The sequence below is a fragment of the Acinetobacter sp. ANC 4648 genome (assembly GCF_002135345.1).
Taxonomy (GTDB): Bacteria; Pseudomonadota; Gammaproteobacteria; order Pseudomonadales; family Moraxellaceae; genus Acinetobacter.
On sequence record NZ_NEGI01000002.1, the window covers coordinates 430218 to 451267 of the forward strand.

The 21050-nt window shown below is 39.4% G+C and carries 21 protein-coding genes; 7 read left to right on the forward strand and 14 right to left on the reverse strand.

Features of this window, described 5'->3' with window-relative positions:
• Positions 1-4 precede the first annotated feature (4 nt).
• The 5 genes from nuoF to ndhC all read right to left on the reverse strand — a co-directional run bounded on the left by nuoF (position 5) and on the right by ndhC (position 4963).
• Positions 5-1336: an NADH-quinone oxidoreductase subunit NuoF gene (gene nuoF, locus B9T27_RS05100; RefSeq protein ID WP_086205754.1), complete on the reverse strand. Its 1332-nt coding sequence runs from the start codon at positions 1334-1336 to the stop codon at positions 5-7.
• Positions 1333-1842, reverse strand: coding sequence for an NADH-quinone oxidoreductase subunit NuoE (gene nuoE / locus B9T27_RS05105; protein WP_086205755.1), 510 nt, complete (start codon positions 1840-1842; stop codon positions 1333-1335). The genes nuoF and nuoE overlap by 4 nt, the downstream gene beginning before the upstream one ends.
• 12 nt (positions 1843-1854) lie before the next feature.
• On the reverse strand, positions 1855-3642 hold the full coding sequence (gene nuoC, locus B9T27_RS05110) for an NADH-quinone oxidoreductase subunit C/D (RefSeq protein ID WP_086205756.1): 1788 nt from the start codon (positions 3640-3642) through the stop codon (positions 1855-1857).
• 87 nt (positions 3643-3729) lie between these two features.
• Entirely contained in the window at positions 3730-4407 is a 678-nt protein-coding gene (locus tag B9T27_RS05115; protein ID WP_086205757.1) for a NuoB/complex I 20 kDa subunit family protein, read from the reverse strand.
• A gap of 7 nt (positions 4408-4414) precedes the next feature.
• Positions 4415-4963 (reverse strand): NADH-quinone oxidoreductase subunit A, encoded by a 549-nt coding sequence (gene ndhC / locus B9T27_RS05120; RefSeq protein ID WP_086204151.1) that lies wholly within the window; start codon positions 4961-4963, stop codon positions 4415-4417.
• 852 nt (positions 4964-5815) lie between these two features.
• Here ndhC and B9T27_RS05125 point away from each other — a divergent pair.
• A complete protein-coding gene (locus B9T27_RS05125; RefSeq protein ID WP_086205758.1) occupies positions 5816-6172 on the forward strand; it encodes a hypothetical protein in 357 nt (118 codons plus the stop codon).
• A gap of 78 nt (positions 6173-6250) precedes the next feature.
• Here the strand turns inward: B9T27_RS05125 and bfmS are convergent, their stop codons facing one another.
• A complete protein-coding gene (gene bfmS / locus B9T27_RS05130; protein ID WP_086205759.1) occupies positions 6251-7876 on the reverse strand; it encodes a sensor histidine kinase BfmS in 1626 nt (541 codons plus the stop codon).
• A 47-nt stretch (positions 7877-7923) separates the two neighbouring features.
• Positions 7924-8640: a response regulator transcription factor BfmR gene (gene bfmR / locus B9T27_RS05135; protein ID WP_086205760.1), complete on the reverse strand. Its 717-nt coding sequence runs from the start codon at positions 8638-8640 to the stop codon at positions 7924-7926.
• A 584-nt stretch (positions 8641-9224) separates the two neighbouring features.
• Here bfmR and B9T27_RS05140 point away from each other — a divergent pair.
• From B9T27_RS05140 to B9T27_RS05155, 4 genes are all read left to right on the forward strand, one after another.
• The gene (locus tag B9T27_RS05140) at positions 9225-12053 is read left to right on the forward strand and encodes a ribonucleoside-diphosphate reductase subunit alpha (RefSeq protein WP_086205761.1); all 2829 of its coding nucleotides are present in this window, start codon (positions 9225-9227) and stop codon (positions 12051-12053) included.
• A gap of 128 nt (positions 12054-12181) precedes the next feature.
• Positions 12182-12313, forward strand: a complete 132-nt coding sequence (locus tag B9T27_RS05145; protein WP_086205762.1) for a preprotein translocase subunit YajC — start codon at positions 12182-12184, stop codon at positions 12311-12313.
• A gap of 141 nt (positions 12314-12454) precedes the next feature.
• Entirely contained in the window at positions 12455-13738 is a 1284-nt protein-coding gene (locus tag B9T27_RS05150) for a ribonucleotide-diphosphate reductase subunit beta (protein WP_086205763.1), read from the forward strand.
• Between the two features lie 305 nt (positions 13739-14043).
• Positions 14044-14652: a DUF805 domain-containing protein gene (locus B9T27_RS05155; protein ID WP_086205764.1), complete on the forward strand. Its 609-nt coding sequence runs from the start codon at positions 14044-14046 to the stop codon at positions 14650-14652.
• Positions 14653-14708: 56 nt separating this feature from the next.
• Here B9T27_RS05155 and B9T27_RS14990 read toward each other — a convergent pair whose 3' ends face one another.
• The 7 genes from B9T27_RS14990 to B9T27_RS05190 form a co-directional block, all read right to left on the reverse strand.
• A complete protein-coding gene (locus B9T27_RS14990; protein ID WP_228146143.1) occupies positions 14709-15122 on the reverse strand; it encodes a TM2 domain-containing protein in 414 nt (137 codons plus the stop codon).
• Positions 15123-15258: 136 nt separating this feature from the next.
• Positions 15259-15732 carry a peptidoglycan-binding protein LysM gene (gene lysM, locus B9T27_RS05165; RefSeq protein WP_086205765.1) on the reverse strand — a complete coding sequence of 158 codons (474 nt, stop codon included), beginning with the start codon at positions 15730-15732 and terminating at the stop codon, positions 15259-15261.
• A gap of 195 nt (positions 15733-15927) precedes the next feature.
• Positions 15928-16164, reverse strand: a complete 237-nt coding sequence (acpP, locus tag B9T27_RS05170; protein WP_086190352.1) for an acyl carrier protein — start codon at positions 16162-16164, stop codon at positions 15928-15930.
• 84 nt (positions 16165-16248) lie between these two features.
• Complete coding sequence (fabG, locus tag B9T27_RS05175; protein ID WP_086205766.1) at positions 16249-16983, reverse strand: 3-oxoacyl-ACP reductase FabG; 735 nt, start codon at positions 16981-16983, stop codon at positions 16249-16251.
• A complete protein-coding gene (fabD, locus tag B9T27_RS05180; protein ID WP_086205767.1) occupies positions 16980-17966 on the reverse strand; it encodes an ACP S-malonyltransferase in 987 nt (328 codons plus the stop codon). The genes fabG and fabD overlap by 4 nt, the downstream gene beginning before the upstream one ends.
• Positions 17967-18124: 158 nt before the next feature.
• Positions 18125-18310 carry a 50S ribosomal protein L32 gene (gene rpmF / locus B9T27_RS05185; RefSeq protein ID WP_086205768.1) on the reverse strand — a complete coding sequence of 62 codons (186 nt, stop codon included), beginning with the start codon at positions 18308-18310 and terminating at the stop codon, positions 18125-18127.
• Positions 18311-18387: 77 nt separating this feature from the next.
• Entirely contained in the window at positions 18388-18945 is a 558-nt protein-coding gene (locus B9T27_RS05190) for a YceD family protein (RefSeq protein ID WP_086205769.1), read from the reverse strand.
• Positions 18946-19042: 97 nt separating this feature from the next.
• Between B9T27_RS05190 and B9T27_RS05195 the strand changes: the two genes are divergently transcribed.
• Both B9T27_RS05195 and B9T27_RS05200 read left to right on the forward strand, forming a co-directional pair.
• A complete protein-coding gene (locus B9T27_RS05195) occupies positions 19043-19705 on the forward strand; it encodes an elongation factor P hydroxylase (RefSeq protein ID WP_086205770.1) in 663 nt (220 codons plus the stop codon).
• An 84-nt stretch (positions 19706-19789) separates the two neighbouring features.
• Complete coding sequence (locus B9T27_RS05200; protein WP_086205771.1) at positions 19790-20407, forward strand: L-threonylcarbamoyladenylate synthase; 618 nt, start codon at positions 19790-19792, stop codon at positions 20405-20407.
• Positions 20408-21050: the final 643 nt, after the last annotated feature.

Consider the following 21050-nt stretch of genomic DNA (forward strand, 5'->3'; position numbering starts at 1 on the left):
TTCCTTACGCTGGTTCTACGTGGCTAGCTTGAGCAATCGGACTATTCGTCACTTTTGCTTCAAATTCGCTACGGAAATATTTGAGTGCGCCCATCAATGGCTCCATCGCACCCGGTGCATGGGCACAGAAAGTCTTACCAATCCACAATTTTTTGGTGAGTTCTTGAAGATGTTGGATATCCTCCATCTTACCTTCACCCGTTTCAATTGCTTTTAGCGCTTTCACAGCCCAAGGCAGACCATCACGGCATGGTGTACAGAAACCACATGACTCACGTGCAAAAAATTCTTCTAAGTTACGTGTTGCAGCAACCATACACTGAGTTTCATCCACCACCATCAACAAGCACGTACCTAAACGTGAACCTGCTTTCATGATGCTTTCTGCATCCATCGGAAGATCAATGTGTTCCGCGGCCAAAAAGTCAGTTGAAGCCCCACCTGGTAACCATGCTTTCAGTGTTAAGCCATCACGCATACCGCCCGCATGGTCTTCAATCACTTCACGCGCAGTCGTACCAAAAGGAAGTTCCCATAAACCTGGGAATTTTACTTTACCTGATGCACCGTAAATTTTTGTACCTGGATCTTTCGATTTACCCGCAGACAAACCAACATACCATTCTGGCCCACGCAAAATAATTGCAGGTAAGTTATTGAAAGTTTCTACGTTATTCACAATCGTAGGACGACCCCAAGCCCCTGCAACTTGCGGGAATGGTGGTTTAGTACGAGGATTAGCACGGCGACCTTCAAGCGAGTTAATCAATGCGGTTTCTTCACCACAAATATAACGACCCGCACCAGTATGCACGTGCATATCGAAGTTCCAACCTGTTCCAAGGATGTTTTCACCCAAGTAACCTTTGGCACGAATTTGCTCTAATGCTTCATTTAAGTACTGAGCAGCTTCAATATATTCACCACGAATGAAGATATAACCTTGCGTTGCTTCAAGGGTATAACCCGCAATCAACATACCTTCGATCAATTGATGTGGAAGTTTTTCCATCAACAAACGGTCTTTAAAAGTACCTGGTTCCATCTCATCGGCATTACAAATTAAATAGCGTGGACCACCATCATTCGGTGCCATCAACGACCATTTAATTCCTGCTGGGAAGCCTGCACCACCACGGCCTTTTACCGTCGCAGCTTTAATCACATCAAGCACTTCAGCAGGTTTAAGCTCAATTGCTTTTTTAAAACCAGCATAACCTTCTAAAGCTTCGTAATCATCTGCATTACGTACTTCATCTTGCTTGCTTAAACGCCAAGTCAATGGATGGGTTTCGGGATTACCGTCACCATAAATTGGTTTTGGTTCAGTATTCATACATACTTCTCCAACAACTGTTTCACTGAACTCACTTCAACTAGACCGTGAGTATCACCATCAATCATCAAGGTTGGTCCTTTGTCACAATTCCCTAAACAACAAATTGGAAGCAAAGTAAAACGATCATCAGCTGTCGTTTGACCAAACTGGATACCCAATTCACGTTGAAAAGCCTCTGCCAAAGTTTCAGCACCCATCAAGAAGCAAGCAATTGAGTCACATAATAAAATCACATGACGACCTACAGGTTGGCGATAAATACGGTTATAGAATGTGGCAACACCTTCTAAGTCCGCAGTACTAATCGTCAATACCTGAGCAATTGCATTCATCTGTGCATCATCAACCCAACCATTACGGCGTTGTACACACTTTAAAGCATCGAGTGATGCTGCACGTGGATACGGATAGTGAGCAACGTGATGTTGAATCTCATGAATTTCGTCCGCAGTCAAAATTCCTTCAACATTCACACGTGGCTTTTTATCAGTCAAAATCATCATAATGCGTTTCCCCTAGCGATCCACGTCAGCCATTACGACGTCAATTGTCGCTAAATAAATGATCAAGTCAGATACAAGACTGCCGTTAATCACTGAAGGCATTTGCTGTAAGTGGGTAAAAGTTGGTGTACGAATACGGGTACGATAGCTCATCGTTGACTTATCTGAAGTCAAGTAGTAGTTCGATGCACCTTTCACCACTTCAGCCATTACAGATGCTTCACCAGCAGGCATTACAGGACCCCATGACACGCTTAAGAAATGCGTAATCAAGGTTTCAATATCTTGTAAAGTCTTATCTTTCGGTGGTGGAACAGCCAATGGATGATCCGCTTTATATGGACCAGATGGCATGTTATCCAAACACTGTTTGACGATCTTTAATGATTCATTAATTTCATGGAAATGCACCATGACACGGGCGTAAGCATCGCCTTCATATTCTAATGGCACTTCAAAATCGTAATTTTCATAACCACTATATGGGCGATATTTACGTACATCGAAATCAATACCTGTGGCACGTAGACCAGTACCTGTTACCCCCCAAGCCAATGCAGATTTCGCATCGTATTGCGCAACATTTTGAGTACGGCCCATAAATACCGAGTTGCGTAGCGCAGCTGTATAGTATTCATTCATACGTTTTGGCATCCATTCGAGAATATCACGAATGAGTTTTTGCCAATTGTTTGGAAGATCGTGCGCAGTACCACCAATACGGAACCATGCTGGATGCATACGGAAACCAGTAATGGCTTCAATCGCATCATAAATTTTCTGACGATCGGCAAACATATAGAATACAGGGGTCATACCGCCGGCATCTTGAATTGCAGTACCAATAAACAATAAATGGTTATTAATACGGAATAATTCAGACATCATGACACGGATACATTGTGCACGGTCAGGAACAGTAATTCCTGCCAATTGCTCCACGCCCATCACATAAGGCATGTTTTGCGCACAACCACCTAAGTAGTCAACACGGTCGGTATACGGAATGAATGAATGCCAAGTTTGACGTTCAGCCATCTTTTCCACACCACGGTGGTGATAACCGATATCCGGCACACAGTCTTTCACTTCTTCGCCATCTAACTGCAAGATTACACGGAATGCACCATGCGCAGATGGATGGTTCGGACCTAAGTTCAAGAACATGAAATCTTCGTCTGCGTTACCGCGGGTTAGACCCCAATCTTCTGGAACAAAACGTAAATGTTCTTGTTCAAAATCTTGCTTGGCTTGATTCTGCATATACGGGGTATATTCAGTTGCACGCGCAGAATATTCTTTACGCAGTGGGTGACCTTCCCAATAGGTTGGTAACAAAATACGACGGAGCATTGGATGCCCTTCGAAATTGATCCCGAACATATCGTAAGCTTCACGTTCGTACCAATTTGCATTCGGCCAGATATTGGTTGCCGTAGGGAGGTTGACATCACTCTCTGCTAATGCGACTTTGATACGAATATCACTGTTACGCTCAAGCGATAACAAATGATAAAACACAGTGAAGTCTGATGCAGGCAAATTATGACGGTTTTGGCGTAAACGCTCATCGACCGCAGATAAGTCAAACAGCATCACATATGGACGCGGCACTGTACGTAAATACATTAAAACTTCTTGTACACGTGCGCGCTCAACCCAGACTGTTGGAAAATCTTCAAACGTCTGTTGCACGTAGAAGTTCTCACCAAATTTGGCTTTAAGATCTTCTACAATGGCAAATGCTGGGCGTGAATCAACAGGTGCTGACTCTGGCATAGCAATTTCAGTTTCAGCCATTGGCTTGGCTTCCTATTTAATACAAATTCTGTCAATTTTTTTCGATAATCATATCCATCGGATATGTCAAATATTCATCAGAAAAAACTACTTAATTTCATCCATAGAGCGTAAGTTTTTCACAGCAATACGTTCCGCGTTTTTACGATCACGTTCTGGCATCATCTTTGGCTTGTACACAGGCTTAAGATCATCACCAATTACGGCTGAAAGTGGACGGCGCTCTAATTGAATTTGGTCTTGTAACAACATTAATGCTTGGATTAGTGCTTCAGGACGTGGAGGACAACCTGGAACGTACACGTCTACAGGAATGATTTTATCCACACCTTGTACAACCGAATAAATATCGTACATACCACCCGAGTTGGCACAAGCACCCATTGAAATCACCCATTTAGGCTCTAACATTTGCTCGTACAACCGTTGAATAACGGGTGCCATTTTAACAAAACACGTTCCAGCAATGATCATCAAGTCAGCTTGACGTGGTGAAGCACGAATCACTTCGGCACCAAAACGCGATAAGTCATGCACACCAGTTAAAGTGGTTGCATACTCAACATAACAGCATGATGTACCAAAGTTAAAAGGCCATAATGAATTTTTACGGCCCCAGTTTACAGCTGTATGCGCCACATCCTCTAAACGAGTCATGAACACATTTTTATTCACTTCTTCTTCAAGCGGATCAGTAACAACCTGACGCTCTTGAAGTGGATATTGGTCAGCTTCTGGATTCGCACGGGTCAATGTATATTTCATTCCCGAGTTACTCCTTATTAAGTGACTTAGTCGGTGTCTTATCTTTCACACGACCAGAAGATTGAGCTGGAATAAGGCCCGTAGGGTCTACAACCAACTCTTCAATTGAATTAAAGCGTGTAATTTCTGCAAGATCCATATTTGGTGAACCTACTTTAGGTTTGATACCTGCTGCTTTACGACGATCAGATGGTGCCCAATTTAACGCACCCGTTGATAGCTCATAAACCAAGCCAACAAGCAAAACTAAAATAAATACAGCAGCAGTTACAAAACCCACCCAACCTACTTCACGCACAGAATTTGCCCATGCGTAGAGGTAAAGTGCTTCTAAGTCGAACACCACAAAGAAAATTGCAACTAAATAGAATTTAGCAGACAAGCGGATACGTGCACCACCAGCACCCACTACACCTGATTCAAATTGCTCTTGCTTCGCACGTCCCCATGATTTACCCCCAAGGAGTAAAGGAACTGTGAGCATAAAGACGCATAGAAATGTAACGCCGATCACGAAGGCAATTGTTGCCCAATCGTATGGAGTAATGGCACTCATGCGGGGATAACTCCTGGCAGGCCTATTATTAACAAAGAAAGAATGTATGTATTGACTGAGTAAACATGTCAAACACAAAATAAATCTGATCAATTGTACCTGATTTATGATTTACCTTGCTAGCTTATAAGTCTAAGTCTTTTGGATGATTTTTTATACAGACCTAACAATTCAACTCAATTTAGAGAAATATAACTATGGTTAATCGCTTTATTTAATCTACCTTTCCTTAATAATTATTTTTTTCGAACAACAGTCATGAAATTTAAAATTTAGAACATAAATCAGTAACTTAATTTTGATATTTTTCAATAATATTAGATTCGAACCATTAAAATGGTACTCCATTTTTTCTTTTTGACTTTCATTGGGTATTCTAATCGTATGAAATATTTTGTTACACCCATAAAAACACCAACTCTATTATTTTTAAAAATTATCGATTAATGACATTTTTTCTCACTTTAATATTCAGTTACTCACGATTTCCAGATAAAATTATCAAAATATCGTGTATAAACCACATGAAAACATCCTAAAAATTTTAATTTAACATCTTATTTTAGATTAAGCCTACTTTTCACCTACCTTTTGTATTTTGCATTCCCCTATCACTCCCCCAGTAATACTTTTGATGATCACCACCATCTATTCAAATCAAAAGCACTTAAAAAAGCGTAGTCCAACTATCGAGTTTATACCTTTTCAAAGTAATATTAAGCAGCATTAATTGCTATCTGTCTGCTTTATTTTTATTAAATTTTCAATTTAATAACAAGCATTAATCAACTTTATACAATAGTCGTTGGTTTCCTGTGTATGCTAATTACAATAATAAAAGGAGCAAAGCACATGAATCTAAATTATTCACATAAACCCAATTATTTTTTATTTGCTCAATTACTGATTCGCCATATTGAAGGTTATATCAAAAAACACCCAGATGCCTCGAATGCAATATTTGATCTACGTGATATTTATGAAATTTTCCGCCATGATCTCGCTGCAACCACGACCAATTTAGAAGGTATTTTAAATATTGCCGATCAATATATGGTAGACACACTAAAAGGTGATCAAAGAATTATTCATACTTATCGAGTTGATGCTGAAAAGAATAGTTTACTCATTGATTTCAATCAGGACGCTTTACACGCTTTACAAGAAGGCAAACCTATTATCGAACCAGATGCAACGACTTATCAATAGTATACCAATCTAAAAATCGACTCTAACAAGCAAAAAAATGCGCCTATATAGGCGCATTTTTATAAATATATCGACTAATTATTTTTTCTTTTTAAATCTTCGAGCTGGCCAAGACATAGTAAACCTTGCACCACCTAAATCAGGGCTTTGATCTACTGCTATCGTGCCACCAAACCAATACGCAATTCGACTAACAATCGATAAACCTAAACCATAGCCACCCGATGCTCGCGTACGGCTATCATCTAAACGTGCAAAAGCCTCAAAAACACGCTTGCGATCTTCCTCAGGAATCCCAGGGCCGTCATCTTCAACGCAAACATAAGCCATGCCAGTAACCTTATTAATACCACCACTAATGACCACTTGATTATCACAGTATCGAATTGCATTCCCAACCAAATTCTGTACAACACGATGTAAATAGCGCCTTTCCGCATCAACCCGAATATCTGAAGACAATGGATTCAGTCGAATTTCTTTCTTAGTTTTTAAGGCCTCAGTTTCTACTGCAACCTGCTCCAACACATCCACCAGAACAATTTTTTCAAAATCTAAAGAAGGCGTGCCCTGCTCCAATTTAGCATAGGTCATAATCTCATCAATTAACGTATTCAAGGCCTCGATATCTTTATCAATCATTTCAACTTGTTGCATGCGATATTCGTAATCATCTTCATCTGCCAGCATTTCCATAGCAAAACGAATACGAGCTACAGGTGTACGTAATTCATGAGATACTGCACGCATTAGCTCACGTTGTGCCTCAATTAAACGCTGGATATGGTCAGACATATTATTATAGCTTGTGGCTAAGCTGGCCATTTCATCATGCCCTTCTACAGGCACACGAATAGACATATCTCCTGTTTTCATGATGTTTAATGCATCATTTACCTGACGCAATTTACGCTGAATAGGTACAATTAAACCATACACTCCCAAACTCAATAAAAACATACTGAGTAACGTAATCCCTGCTGCCAATTTAAAAGGCATCCAATTAAACATGGGAACAGGCCCCATCACCAGTACAGAACCAGGCTGATTCGGCATTGGATTGATAATTGAAATCGTTGTCCCTCGCACAGTGGCACTATCTCGATATAGAATCACACTTTGATCAGCTCTTAGGCGGCCCACTTGCTCAGAATCTAGATTGATATCTGCAATTTTTTGAATACTAATTTTATATGAAAAATGTTTTTGAATTTTATCAATATATTCTTGTTCTTGGCCTGGGTAATACACCAGATAATCTAAAATGAAGACTGGCAACGCTTTCATCTGACGTTCACCAATCGTGTCTACCTTAATATACAGAAAATGCTTCGGGTCATTTTTCACCCCAATTACCAAATAGGCAATTTCTTTTTCTGCATCATAACGCACGACAGCCTGTTGATTTTCTATACGTTTTTCTTCAGTTCGAGATAAATCTACTTTATTGGCATCTAAGTAATAAATGGGAAGCTCCAGCAAATCTGAAGCATCCGATATCCAATCCATTCTTTGTTGCTCGGTTTGTTGCCTTGCCACACCTTCACTAATGACAAAGGAAATTCCGTCTGTCAAAGATTCACGATATTCCTGTGCACGTTGATAATTAATTATTTGGACCAATAAAAATCCAAATATTGCCACCAAACATACAAGAATCACGAGTCCTGCATAAATACGCAAGAATATACTGTGTTTTGACACGCAACTTATCCTTAAAGAAGTGCTTTACAATTAATCAATGTAATTAATTACAAACCATTGGTTTCTTTAACAAATAAATAACCTTTACTACGTACAGTCTTAATCCGTTTTGGATTTTCAGGATCATCACCAATTTTTGGACGAATACGAGAAATACGCACATCAATTGAACGGTCTTGACCATCATATTCAATGCCACGTAGACGCTCAAAAATATCTTCACGCGACAAAATACGACCTGCATTGGATGCCAATAACCACAATAAGTCATATTCAGCACTAGTGAAATCAACTAGCTCACCATGTAAAGTGACTGAACGCCCACCATTATCAATCACCAAGTCATCAAATTCGATTCGTTGAGCAACTTCATCTTCTGGTGCTTTATCGGTACGACGTAATAATGCGCGAATACGTGCCAGCAATACACGTGGCTGAACGGGTTTCGCGACATAGTCATCAGCACCCATTTCCAAACCAAGAACTTGGTCCATATCTTCAGTACGCGCGGTTAGCATCAAAATCGGTTGATGATAATGTGGTCGAACTTCGCGACAAACGGTTAAACCATCAGCACCTGGCAACATTACATCAAGCACAACCAAGTCTGGTTGCTCAGCAATAATACGACGAATGGCACGATTACCATCAGGCTCAACCCCAACTTCAAGGCCATTGCGAATTAAATATTCTTGAGTTAAACGAGCAAGACGTTCGTCATCTTCAACGATTAAAATTTTTGGTAACTTTTCTTCTTGGCTCATATACTTGCCCCTGTACTTAATACGATGTTCTGCGCACAAATCTCGCAGATTCAATACACTATATTTTGCAATATACACACGTTTACATTGTAAACAAGACCTCATTCACCAAACTGATACATGACAGTAGCAATTTGTTATATTTTTACTATTTATTGAATTATCATCACTTTTTAAGAAAACCATCAGTTTAAGCACCAAAGCACCCTTGAATTTTTTGAGTGAATTTTAAACAAAGTGTTTCGTTGATCATATTCTGACTATTCATTTATCAAAATTCAAGTTATCCACATAGTTATCTATAAGCACTCCGAGCAGTCTTTGCTATGCTATACCCTTGTCCAATAAGACATATAACAAAAACAATTTTTCATGAAAAAAATGACGCGAGAAACTCTAGCGTTTAGGGAAAAAAAATTATCAAAATGTCAATATTGATCTGAACTGATTTTTCCCGTATCTTGTGTCTCATTCAACTTATAACCACTAGCTCTTGTGTTTACCCCCTCAAATACTGAGACGAAAAATCGTTCAGTTCAAACGGTTCATACGCATAAGAATAGATGATAATGGAGCTATGCCAAATGAGCGTAACCACTTCAACTCCCGGTCAACTTCAGGTGATTAAACGCACTGGTGATGTTGCTGCTTTTGATGCAGAAAAAATCTCTGTCGCAATCGGTAAAGCTTTTTTGGCTGTAGAAGGTCAACAGAGCGCGGATTCAAGCCGTATTCATGACCGTATTACACAATTAACAGAAATGGTGATGAATACTTTTGATCGTCGTTTACCTTCTGGCGGTACCATTCATATTGAAGAAGTTCAAGATCAAGTTGAATTAGCGCTTATGCGTACTGGCGAACAAAAAGTAGCTCGTTCTTATGTGATTTATCGTGAACAGCGCGCAGAAGCGCGTAAACAAATGGGTGCTCACCATCATCCAACCTTACAAATCACAGATTTGAACGGTCAGCTTCAGCCTTTAGATTTAGCTAGACTTCAAGCAACCATTGAAAAAGCAAGTGTCGGTTTGGAAGGTATTAATGTTCAAGCTATTATCGATGAAACTGTTAAAAACCTCTATAACGGTGTAAAACAGTCAGACATCTCGACCACGATGTTAATGGCAACCCGTACCCGTATTGAACAAGAACCTAACTACACTTACGTCACTGCACGCTTACTACGTGATGACCTCGTTGCAACTGGTTTAAAATTCTTAGGTTTAGCAACCGATACTGCGGAAGGTGAAGCTTTAGAAACCTTCTTAAAAAAAGGGATTGAGTTAGACCTTCTTTCACCAGAACTACTTAATTTTGACTTGGCTAAATTGGCAGCAGCAATCAAACCCGAACGCTCAAACCAATTTACCTATTTAGGTCTACAAACTTTATTTGATCGTTACTTCATCCATTCGAATGATGTCCGTTTTGAACTACCACAATTGTTCTTTATGCGTGTATCAATGGGTTTAAGCATCAACGAAGAAAACCGTGAAGATCGCGCGATTGAGTTCTACAACTTACTCTCTAGCTTCGACTACATGGCTTCTACACCAACGCTATTTAACTCAGGTACGTTACGTCCACAATTATCGAGTTGTTACCTCACCACTATTGGTGATGACCTTTATGATATTTATGGCGCAATGCGTGACAACGCAATGCTGTCTAAATGGGCGGGTGGCTTAGGCAATGACTGGACGCCTGTACGTGCTTTAAACTCATATATCAAAGGCACCAACGGTAAATCTCAAGGCGTGGTTCCCTTCCTTAAAGTTGCCAATGATACTGCTGTTGCAGTCAATCAAGGTGGTAAACGTAAAGGTGCAGTGTGTGCTTACCTTGAAACTTGGCACTTGGATATTGAAGAATTCCTAGAGCTACGTAAAAACACTGGTGATGATCGTCGTCGTACCCATGACATGAACACTGCGAACTGGGTTCCAGATTTGTTCATGCAACGTGTCTTTGAAGATGCTGAATGGACATTATTCACACCATCTGAAACACCTGATCTACATGATTTAACGGGTCTTGAATTCGCTGCACGTTATGCGCACTACGAAAGTATTGCCAAAGAAACAAATATGTTGCACAAAGTTATTCGTGCAAAAGATTTGTGGCGCAAAATGTTATCTATGTTATTTGAAACTGGTCACCCATGGATCACATTCAAAGACGTTTGTAATTTACGCTCACCACAACAACATGTTGGTGTAGTGCATTCATCAAACTTGTGTACCGAAATCACACTCAATACCAATCAAGATGAAATTGCCGTATGTAACTTAGGTTCAATCAACCTTGTAGAGCACGTGAAAGGTGGTATCTTAGACCGCGAGAAACTTGCACGTACTGTTAAAACTGCAGTTCGTATGCTCGATAACGTTATTGACATCAACTACTACGCTGTTCCTCAAGCACGCACTTCAAACATGAAACACCGCCCAGTGGGTATGGGGATCATGGGTTTCCAAGATGCGTTGTATGAAATGAACTTGGCTTATGGTTCTGATGCTGCGGTTGAATTTGCAGATGAATCAATGGAAGTGATTAGTTACTACGCTATCAGCACTTCAAGTGACTTGGCTGTAGAACGTGGTACTTATGAAACATTCAAAGGTTCACTGTGGGATCAAGGTATCCTACCAATCGATTCTTTAGATTTAGTTGCGAAAACACGTCCTGAACGTATGTTTGAAGTTGATCGTACACAGCGTTTGGACTGGGATACGTTACGTAACAAGGTTCAAAAAGATGGTATGCGCAACTCTAACGTGATGGCAATTGCTCCAACGGCAACCATTTCGAACATTTGTGGCGTTTCACAATCAATCGAACCGACTTTCCAAAACCTGTATGTGAAATCTAACCTGTCTGGTGAATTCACAGTGATTAACCCGTACTTAGTACGTGCGTTAAAAGATCGCGGTCTTTGGGACTCAGTCATGGTGAATGATCTAAAACACTTTGAAGGTTCTGTGCAAAAAATTGCACGTATTCCAGAAGAGTTAAAAGCAATCTTTGCAACTGCATTTGAAGTTGAAACGCGTTGGATTGTAGATGCTGCATCACGTCGTCAAAAATGGATCGATCAAGCTCAATCACTTAACCTTTACATCTCTGGTGCAAATGGTAAGAAATTGGATATGACCTATAAAATGGCATGGTTACGTGGTCTTAAAACGACGTATTATCTCCGTGCATTAGGTGCAACTTCTGCTGAAAAATCAACCATCAATACGGGTGCATTGAACGCAGTTAAAAACACTTCTGCCGCAGCTCCTGTTGTTGCAGCTCCAATTGTACAAACTGCAGCTCCAGTCGCTGAAGAAGATGGTTTTGCTCAAGCTGCACCAGTACCATTAGCATGCTCAATTGATAACCCAGATTGTGAAGCTTGCCAATAATTTTTTAATCAACGACCTCCCCTAACCCCTCCTACTCCTAAAAGGAGGGGGATCAAACATTCAAAATATGTATTCCCTCTCATTTTTAAAGGAGAGGGTTAGGGAGAGGATTGAAAGAGGCTAAGAATATGTTCCATTTAAGCCATAACTACGAACTTGGTGTAATTGCACTGATCTTAGCCTTTCTTATTTTTTATGTTCCAATGGCTTATGCATTTATTGCCATTCGAAAACAGCACAAACGTAATCAAAATAAGTAGTGTATGAATCTGCTCTATCGAACAAGATCAGAGCCATGATCGGCAAAACTTAATTTTGCTTATACAGATTAAGCGTACAATAGAGACATCTTCGACTGTGAGATGTCGATAACAGATATTTACAACGAAGAGAGAATTGTTATGTCTATCCTGAGTTGGGACGATTTTGAAGATGATGAACAGAAACCAGCTGCACAAGCTCAGCAGTCTGCGCCCGTCGAACCGCAAAAAGAGACTGATCCGCAAGTGGTACGTGATGCACAGCAGCCATCACCGTCTGTGGCAACTGCACAACCCGCTAGAACCCATTCAAAACGTGCAGAATATTCAACCGATTCATTGGCAAGAGCATCTGCTTCCTTAGAACAGTTAGATGTTGCACCAGGCTTAGAAGAGCTTGAAATGGGCGCACAGCGCGTTCAAGTTGATGACAAAGCGATGATTAACTGTCGTGCGGACTTAAACCAGCTTGTACCGTTTAAATATGAATGGGCTTGGCAAAAATATCTAGATGGTTGCGCAAACCACTGGATGCCGCAAGAAGTAAACATGAACCATGACATCGCACTTTGGAAGTCTGAAAATGGCTTAACTGAAGACGAGCGTACCATTGTTATGCGTTCTTTGGGTTTCTTCTCGACTGCCGATTCATTGGTTGCAAACAACTTGGTATTGGCGATTTATCGTCACATTACCAACCCTGAATGCCGTCAATATATTTTACGTCAAGCATTTGAAGAAGCAATTCACACCCATGCTTATCAATACTGTATTGAATCTTTAGGTATGGATGAAGGCGAAGTCTTCAACATGTATCGTGAAGTTCCATCAGTTGCACGTAAAGCCGCTTGGGGATTAAAATATACTCAATCTTTATGTGATCCAACTTTCCAAACAGGTACACCTGAAAACGATCAAATTTTACTGCGTAACTTGATCGCATTCTATTGTGTACTTGAAGGAATCTTCTTCTATTGTGGTTTCAGCCAAATCTTAAGTATGGGTCGTCGTAATAAAATGAATGGTGTTGCTGAGCAATTCCAATATATTTTACGTGATGAATCAATGCATTTGAATTTTGGTATCGATATGATTAACCAAATCAAAATTGAAAACCCTTCACTTTGGACAACTGAGTTCCAAGAAGAAATCATTCAAATGATTCTTGAAGGCACAATGCTTGAAATCGAGTACGCACGTGACACTATGCCACGTGGTGTATTGGGTATGAATGCTGCAATGATGGAAGAATATTTGAAGTTCATTGCAAACCGTCGTTTAGCACAACTTGGTTTACCTGAACAGTTTGCTGGTGTGACTAATCCATTCCAATGGATGTCAGAAATGATGGATTTACGTAAAGAGAAAAATTTCTTTGAAACTCGCGTAACTGACTATCAAACTGGCGGCGCATTAAGCTGGTAATTTAAATAAATTAAAAAAATCCTGCTTTTATAGCGGGATTTTTTAATTTTAAATACAGCAAATCAATCCAAAAACACGTGAATTAATCATAAAAAGTGAACCATTATTAAGCAACATTAAATACTCAAAATTTCTAAGCACTTATCTCAAGTTTTATTCAAGTAACCAACACATCCCTCATAGCCACACAGCTATACAGCTATACAAAATCAACAATAATATTTGCCGAAAAAACACTCATTGTTGCTATTATGAGTGAGAAATAATAATTAAATCAACATACACAACAACTAAGAGAGAAAAATATGAAAGGCGTTATTCTAGACTATTCAATCCAAACCAATTCTGGTGTGATTAGTGGTGATGATCAACATCGCTATTCTTTTACGGGCGTAGAATGGAAAGACCAAAAACCACCCACTGTAGGTGCTCGTGTAGATTTTGCTATTGATGATTCTGGTCATGCACTACAAATTTATACCACATCAGGTCACAACAATAGCTTCCAAAATATATCTAAGCAGTTAGATCAAATTTCAGACCCCAATAAGCATGAAGAACAATTCAACCCTATTGATTGGTTCGTAAAATGCTTAAAAAACTACACTAACTTCTCTGGGCGTGCACGTCGAAAAGAGTTCTGGTTCTTTGTATTAATTCAATTTATTATTTTAGTTATTGCCCAAATTATTGATTCAATTCTACATCTTAAAATGGTCATCTACTCTATTGCTGCTTTAGCTTTATTCATTCCCTCTCTTGCCGTCGGAGTTCGACGCCTTCACGATATAAATCGCTCTGGTTGGTGGTATTTAATTGCTTTTATTCCACTTATTGGTGCAATTTTTCTAATTATTTGGTGGGCAACAGATACCAAACAAGAAAATAATCAGTGGGGAAATCCAGCTAAATAAATCAGTTAGTTAAAATAAAGGGCACATAAAGCCCTTTATCTAATTTAATAACTTGATCAACCATATTTTCGTGCAAAATCTTCATCTGATGTACAAAGATAAATAATAAATTCAATAAAAGCGACAATTGAAGGAATAAAGGTCCAGCAGAAAAGTAAATAAATGATTCCCCACCCGATCTGCCCTAAATAAAATTTATGAATCCCAAATCCTCCCAAGAAAAAAGCTAAAATTGCTGCGACTATTTTATTTTTTTCACCGATTTGATTTGGAAATGCTGTGGATGTCGGTAAAGTATAAATTTGACTCGCCTGCCCAGCGCCATCAATTTCAAAATCTACTTTTTGTCCACGAAATGGTGCGTTTTGTCCACGCCATTCTGTTCCTGAAAATCGATAGCGATTTTGATCATCACCACTAATCACACCAGAATTGGTTTGAACGGAATAATCCAATACTTGACCTTTCATTTTCTACCTAGTTATTTTTAATCAATTGTTTCCCATTTTATCTATTCTAATATTATTTATATATAAGTTCCCTCGTTCCACCTTAAAACCTATACATAAAAAGGCGCATGATGCGCCTTTTTTATAATCTATTAAGTTAAGCAGGAATACGAAGTACTTGGCCTGGAAAAATATCATCTGCATTTTTTAACAATGGACGATTGGCTTCAAAAATTTTATTGTATTGATTCGCATCACCATAGAATTCTTTCGAAATTTTAGAAAGATTATCACCAGACTTTACGGTGTAAAACTTACTTTCAGGCTCAGGTGTAGCAACTGTCATTTGATCATCGACTTTGGCAACATGATCAACATTACCTACGGCCAAAATAATTTTTTCACGATCCGCTTGACTGTTTACCTGCCCTTTGACTGTAGCTAAATCAGAAACACTATTATAAGTAACCGACAACCCTTCTACAGGCAAACCTAACGCTTTAATATGACCCAATAATTTATTGGCAATTTCTTGTGCTGATGGCTCAGCTGGTGTCGTTGGTGCCGCTTGCGGTTCAGCTGGTGCAGTATTTTTTTTACCAATACCTTTTACAAAATCAAAAAGACCCATTCTAATTCTCCATATCATTATTAAAATATTATAAAAATCTTAAGCTCTATTTTTATAACCAAAAAATAAGCTGAATATGGTAGCCATTGGTGTCATAAGCGTAATGATATGTAATCACTATTTTACTTCAGCACAAAAAAAGCCACCGTTTGGTGGCTTTTTACGCATAGCATGAACTGCTATGTCAGCAACAAATTAACCTAGTTTCTTAGAAACATAGTCAATTGCAGACTGAACAGTAGTGATTTCGTTAGAATCTTCATCTGGAATAGTGATGTCAAAATCATTTTCGAAAGACATAACAAGCTCAACCAAGTCAAGAGAATCAGCGCCCAAATCATCCATGAAAGATGCTTCGTTCTTAATCTCTTCAGCTTTCATACCAAGTTGCTCAGCAACCGCTTGTTTAATACGTAGTTCGATATCGCTCACAGGAATTCTCCTCATTGCTTGTGGCTTTTTAATTGCCACTAGTTTAATTGAATATAGAAATTTTTCAAAGTTTATACATCGCAATTAAGCCATGTATAAACCACCATTTACGTGTAACACTGTACCAGTGATGTAACTTGCCTTCTCTGAAGCCAAGAAACTTACTGCATTTGCAATATCTTGTGGCTGACCAAAACGGTTCAACGCCACTTGATCGCTCATTTTTTTACGAATTTCTTCGCTTAGCTGCTCAGTCATTTCAGTGGCAATAAAGCCTGGTGCAATGCAATTGACCGTAATCTGACGACTACCCATCTCTTTTGCCAAGCTACGACTAAAGGCTTCAATGCCTGCTTTAGCTGCTGAATAGTTCGCTTGTCCTGGGTTAGCAAAATGTGCCACAACAGAACTAATATTAATAATTCGCCCAAACCGTGCTTTAGTCATTCCCTTAAGCACACGCTTAGACAAACGAAATACTGCTTTTAAATGAATATTGAGAATGTCATCCCAATCATTTTCTGACATACGCAGTAACAAATTATCTTTGGTAATCCCAGCATTATTGACAAGGATCATCACTGAACCATATTTTTGTTCAATATCCGAGACCAATACATCAATGGCTGTGCCATCACGGACATCTAAAACCACACCAGTACCGTTTTCAGCAAACTGGCCCGTTAGATTGTCTGCGCCTGCTTCTGAAGTAGCCGTGCCGACCACAAAATAGCCATCTAAAATAAGTTGCTGCGCAATAGCTGCACCAATCCCTCTGCTTGCACCAGTTACCAATACAACTTTACGTTCTTGAGTCATGCAATTTTTCCTTCCGCCACTAAAATGGCATTTAGTGCATCTTCCATACGACTTTGCGTATCAATTGGAAATGCTTTCTCGATATTCGGCAAACGCTTCGCAAGATTAGCCAATACATTACCTGGACCACATTCCGCTACATATTGAATACCTTGATCTTGTAGGTATTGCATGGTCTTGGTCCATTGTACAGATTGGTATAGTTGCGCCGTTAAAGCTTGACGCAACTGCGCTACATCCGTTGCGATTGCAGCGTTGACATTTTGTATTACAGCAATGCTTGGTAACTGAATAGCCGTTTGCTCTAATGCTTGTGCAAACTGTTCTGCCGCAGGTTTCATGAGTGAACAATGGGATGGAACAGAAACTGGCAGCGCAATGGCCTTACCAGAATATTCTTTCGCTTGCGCCATCACCTCTTGTACCAATGCAGTCGAACCCGCAATCACGACCTGACCTTGTGCATTATAATTGGCAGCATCCACTGAACCTTGACCTGACTGCGATGCTATCTGGCACAGTTCGATAACTTTTGCATCGTCCAAACCTAAAATAGCCGCCATCGCGCCTTCACCCTGTGGAACAGCAGATTGCATTAACTTACCGCGTAAATTTACCAATTTCACGGCATCAGCCAATGTCATTGAATTTGCAGCAACTAAAGCGCTGTATTCACCCAACGAATGTCCTGCAAGATATTTCGGCGCAACACCACCCAGTTCCAACCAAACGCGCCATAAAGCAATACTTGCCGTCAGTAACACAGGTTGCGTATTTTCAGTTTGATTCAAACCCTCACCGCTTTGTGCGATGTGCCATAAGTCATAACCTATTGCTTCTGAAGCTTCAGCAAAAGTTTCATGCACACCGCTAAACTGTTCAGCAAATTCAGCGAGCATACCCACTTTTTGTGAACCCTGACCTGGGAACAAAAATGCAGTTTTAGTTGCTTGAGCTGCTTGCTCGAGTTGTTTAGCAGACATAAAAAGTCCCTTCTTCATTCTTAGCTCGTTTCCGATGCGGCAATTTAACACTAAATAAATTTTATTTTAATTGCCAAATACAACAAAAATTCAAAACAAAAAAAGGGAGCTTTCGCTCCCATTTTTTCTACTAAGCTTAACGCTTAATACATCGTTAATTATTCAGCAGTAGCTGCTTTAGCGAATAATTGACGACCACGGTAGAAACCATCTTTAGTTACGTGATGACGACGATGAGTCTCACCAGTAGCTTGGTCTACAGTTAATGCATTCTCGGTTAAAGCGTCATGTGAACGGCGCATGTCACGGCGAGAGCGACTTTTACGGTTTTGCTGAACGGCCATGATGGCTCCTTACAAAGATCGAAAAAATGGATCAGAACAAATTCAGTTGTCTTATACTTTACAGTATAACACAAAAATTAGTTAAGTTTACCCTTCAAACCTGCCAAAACATCAAACGGATTATCCCGCTCTTCTTCAACAAGGTCTTCTTCGGTAGGTTGATGCTTATGCTCACAAATATCATGCTTAGGAGACAGAGGCATCAACAATAACAACTCATCTTCTATCAGAGAAAGTAAATCAGCCGTCGCAGGTGCATCAAAACCACCTTTTGTCGTTGCTTCACTTTCACCTAAGACGATGAAATCAGCATCCTCATCCAAGCGCTCTATCAGTGACTCATCGTCCACGAGTGCGACATGAAAGTCTGAAACTAAAGTAATTTCAACAGACTCCAAACAACGCTGGCATTCTGTTGAAACTTTAGTTTCAGCATGACCGTCTAACCACGCGATACGATGATACGCATCCATTGATAGCTTACAGTCTATAGTGACCAATTGATCATCAATTGATCCAACAGCTTCACGGGAAATACGAACAAAGCGAGACAATGGCAGGAGACCTGACCATGCATAACCTTGTTCAGCCCATTTAAACGGCTCAATCTGTGCCGGAAAGGTATTTGCTGACATAATTTAGGCGGCAATTCTACAAATTCATGGATACTCTGTCAAAGATTAAGATACAATTTTGTACTTATTTAGACAGATCATTTGGGTAATTCAAGTCATGCATCAGTTGCAGCCGCAACCTGAAGTCACAACTTCATTACAATTAAACACTTATTCAACTTCACATTTCGCTGTGAATTTAGACCCAATGCAACTTTCATCTTGGGCGAATTTACAAACAGAAGTTCAACAAGTAGATTGGCTCATCTTACACTTTAATCTTTGGTTTTCCCACTTAAATGTGACGCTTGTACGTGGAGATTTTGAACCTGAGTATTTTCCAGCAACAGAAACAACCCCTGCACGTATTCAATTTGCCCATGGTTTTTTAAATAGTGCATTACATGAAATTAGCCATTGGAGCATTGCGGGTGATCAGCGCCGTACCCTTGCGGACTTAGGATATTGGTATGCACCAGATGGTCGAACGGCAGAACAACAAAGCTTATTTGAACAAGTCGAGATCAAACCGCAAGCGATTGAATGGTTGTTTTCTACCGCGCTAGGTCGAAAATTCCGCGTTTCTTTGGACAATCTCACTGGTGATGGTGGAGATGGGGCCATATTTAAAGATCATGTTTATGCCCAAGTGCAACTATTTTTTAGTGGCAAAACCAAGCTGCCACGTGATGCAAAACGCTTTATTGAATGCCTATGTGCATGCACTCGAAGTGGCAAAACATTACAAAGTGATGAGTTTCAAAGAGAAATGTTAGACTAAATAACATAAAACAACAGTGACGCATTGAAACACTTTATAGATTCAATAGATAATAAGTTCACTATAAATCAGGAGAACAATAATATGTTGCATTTAAGAATACATCCTGACAACCCTCAACCACGCCTCATTAGTCAAGCTGTAGAACGTATTCGCGCAGGTGATGTAGTGGTTTATCCGACGGATGCTGCCTATGCGATTGGTTGCCAAATTGGCAATAAAAATGCCATGGAGCGTATTGCTCAAATCCGCGGTTTAGGCCCCAAACATCAATATGCCATTATCTGTGCTGATTTATCAGATATTGCCACGTATGCCAAAGTAGATAATGCAATGTATCGCCTACTTAAGGCGAATACACCAGCAGTCACTACTTTTATCTTACCTGCAACCAGCGAAGTGCCTCGCCGCTTAATGCATCCTAAAAAGAAAACGATTGGCTTACGCGTTCCTAGTAATACTGTCTGTCAAATGTTACTCAAAGAATTAGGCGAACCCTTGCTCACCAGTACACTCATTCTACCCAACCAAACCGAACCCCTTGATGATCCCTACGATATTGAACAACAGCTAGAAAAACGAATTGATGTTTTTATCGATAGTGGCTTAGGTACGCTAAGCACTACTAGTATTGTTGATCTTTCAGGTATAAATCCTGAAATTATCCGCCGTGGTGTGGGTGATGTCAGTGCTTTTGAATAATCCTATATATATATATATATATATTAAAATAACTGAATATATAATTTACGGGCTGCTCATACATGGGTAAATTCGCAATGATTAGCCTAACGATGTTGAGTAGTCCGTAATCTAGGCAGCATTAAAATATAAAATGATCTATAAAAATGAGAATGTTTTTACTGATTTAGTAAACCTCATTTCTAATACGTTATTGAACAGAAATTTTCACAACCTGTAATCGATATAAATTTAAGACTCTTCATTTCCATAAATAAATACCTTCCAATAATCGCAACAATTCTGACAAACGTGCTATCTACATACTGAAATAAAATAAAACTATATAAATTTCAAAATAATGAGGCTTTATGCAAGATATTAACCTCACCATTAACCCTCGAATTCCCAGCTAAAAAATTTGATATACACCGCAAATACTTAATAAAAAGAGAGTTAAATCAAATATAAAAGTATATTTCTAAATTTCAAAAAATAAGTGCAACATCATTAAAATAAATATTCCCTATTTATTTTAAGTTTTTTATCACTTTTATCACTTTAGTAATTTATTCATCTTGATTTTTCCTTTAGAATAGTAAAACTTTCTATTTTGCAATTCGTTCATCACTTCCCTCTATCGATTTCGACTAGTGATCCTCGA

Excerpts from the sequence above, each read along its gene's own strand:
- nuoF (WP_086205754.1), bottom strand. The coding sequence starts at position 1,336 with ATGAATACTGAACCAAAACCAATTTATGGTGACGGTAATCCCGAAACC.
- nuoE (WP_086205755.1), bottom strand. The coding sequence starts at position 1,842 with ATGATGATTTTGACTGATAAAAAGCCACGTGTGAATGTTGAAGGAATT.
- nuoC (WP_086205756.1), bottom strand. The coding sequence starts at position 3,642 with ATGGCTGAAACTGAAATTGCTATGCCAGAGTCAGCACCTGTTGATTCA.
- B9T27_RS05115 (WP_086205757.1), bottom strand. The coding sequence starts at position 4,407 with ATGAAATATACATTGACCCGTGCGAATCCAGAAGCTGACCAATATCCA.
- ndhC (WP_086204151.1), bottom strand. The coding sequence starts at position 4,963 with ATGAGTGCCATTACTCCATACGATTGGGCAACAATTGCCTTCGTGATC.
- B9T27_RS05125 (WP_086205758.1), top strand. The coding sequence starts at position 5,816 with ATGAATCTAAATTATTCACATAAACCCAATTATTTTTTATTTGCTCAA.
- bfmR (WP_086205760.1), bottom strand. The coding sequence starts at position 8,640 with ATGAGCCAAGAAGAAAAGTTACCAAAAATTTTAATCGTTGAAGATGAC.
- B9T27_RS05140 (WP_086205761.1), top strand. The coding sequence starts at position 9,225 with ATGAGCGTAACCACTTCAACTCCCGGTCAACTTCAGGTGATTAAACGC.
- B9T27_RS05145 (WP_086205762.1), top strand. The coding sequence starts at position 12,182 with ATGTTCCATTTAAGCCATAACTACGAACTTGGTGTAATTGCACTGATC.
- B9T27_RS05150 (WP_086205763.1), top strand. The coding sequence starts at position 12,455 with ATGTCTATCCTGAGTTGGGACGATTTTGAAGATGATGAACAGAAACCA.
- B9T27_RS05155 (WP_086205764.1), top strand. The coding sequence starts at position 14,044 with ATGAAAGGCGTTATTCTAGACTATTCAATCCAAACCAATTCTGGTGTG.
- B9T27_RS14990 (WP_228146143.1), bottom strand. The coding sequence starts at position 15,122 with ATGAAAGGTCAAGTATTGGATTATTCCGTTCAAACCAATTCTGGTGTG.
- lysM (WP_086205765.1), bottom strand. The coding sequence starts at position 15,732 with ATGGGTCTTTTTGATTTTGTAAAAGGTATTGGTAAAAAAAATACTGCA.
- fabG (WP_086205766.1), bottom strand. The coding sequence starts at position 16,983 with ATGACTCAAGAACGTAAAGTTGTATTGGTAACTGGTGCAAGCAGAGGG.
- fabD (WP_086205767.1), bottom strand. The coding sequence starts at position 17,966 with ATGTCTGCTAAACAACTCGAGCAAGCAGCTCAAGCAACTAAAACTGCA.
- rpmF (WP_086205768.1), bottom strand. The coding sequence starts at position 18,310 with ATGGCCGTTCAGCAAAACCGTAAAAGTCGCTCTCGCCGTGACATGCGC.
- B9T27_RS05190 (WP_086205769.1), bottom strand. The coding sequence starts at position 18,945 with ATGTCAGCAAATACCTTTCCGGCACAGATTGAGCCGTTTAAATGGGCT.
- B9T27_RS05195 (WP_086205770.1), top strand. The coding sequence starts at position 19,043 with ATGCATCAGTTGCAGCCGCAACCTGAAGTCACAACTTCATTACAATTA.
- B9T27_RS05200 (WP_086205771.1), top strand. The coding sequence starts at position 19,790 with ATGTTGCATTTAAGAATACATCCTGACAACCCTCAACCACGCCTCATT.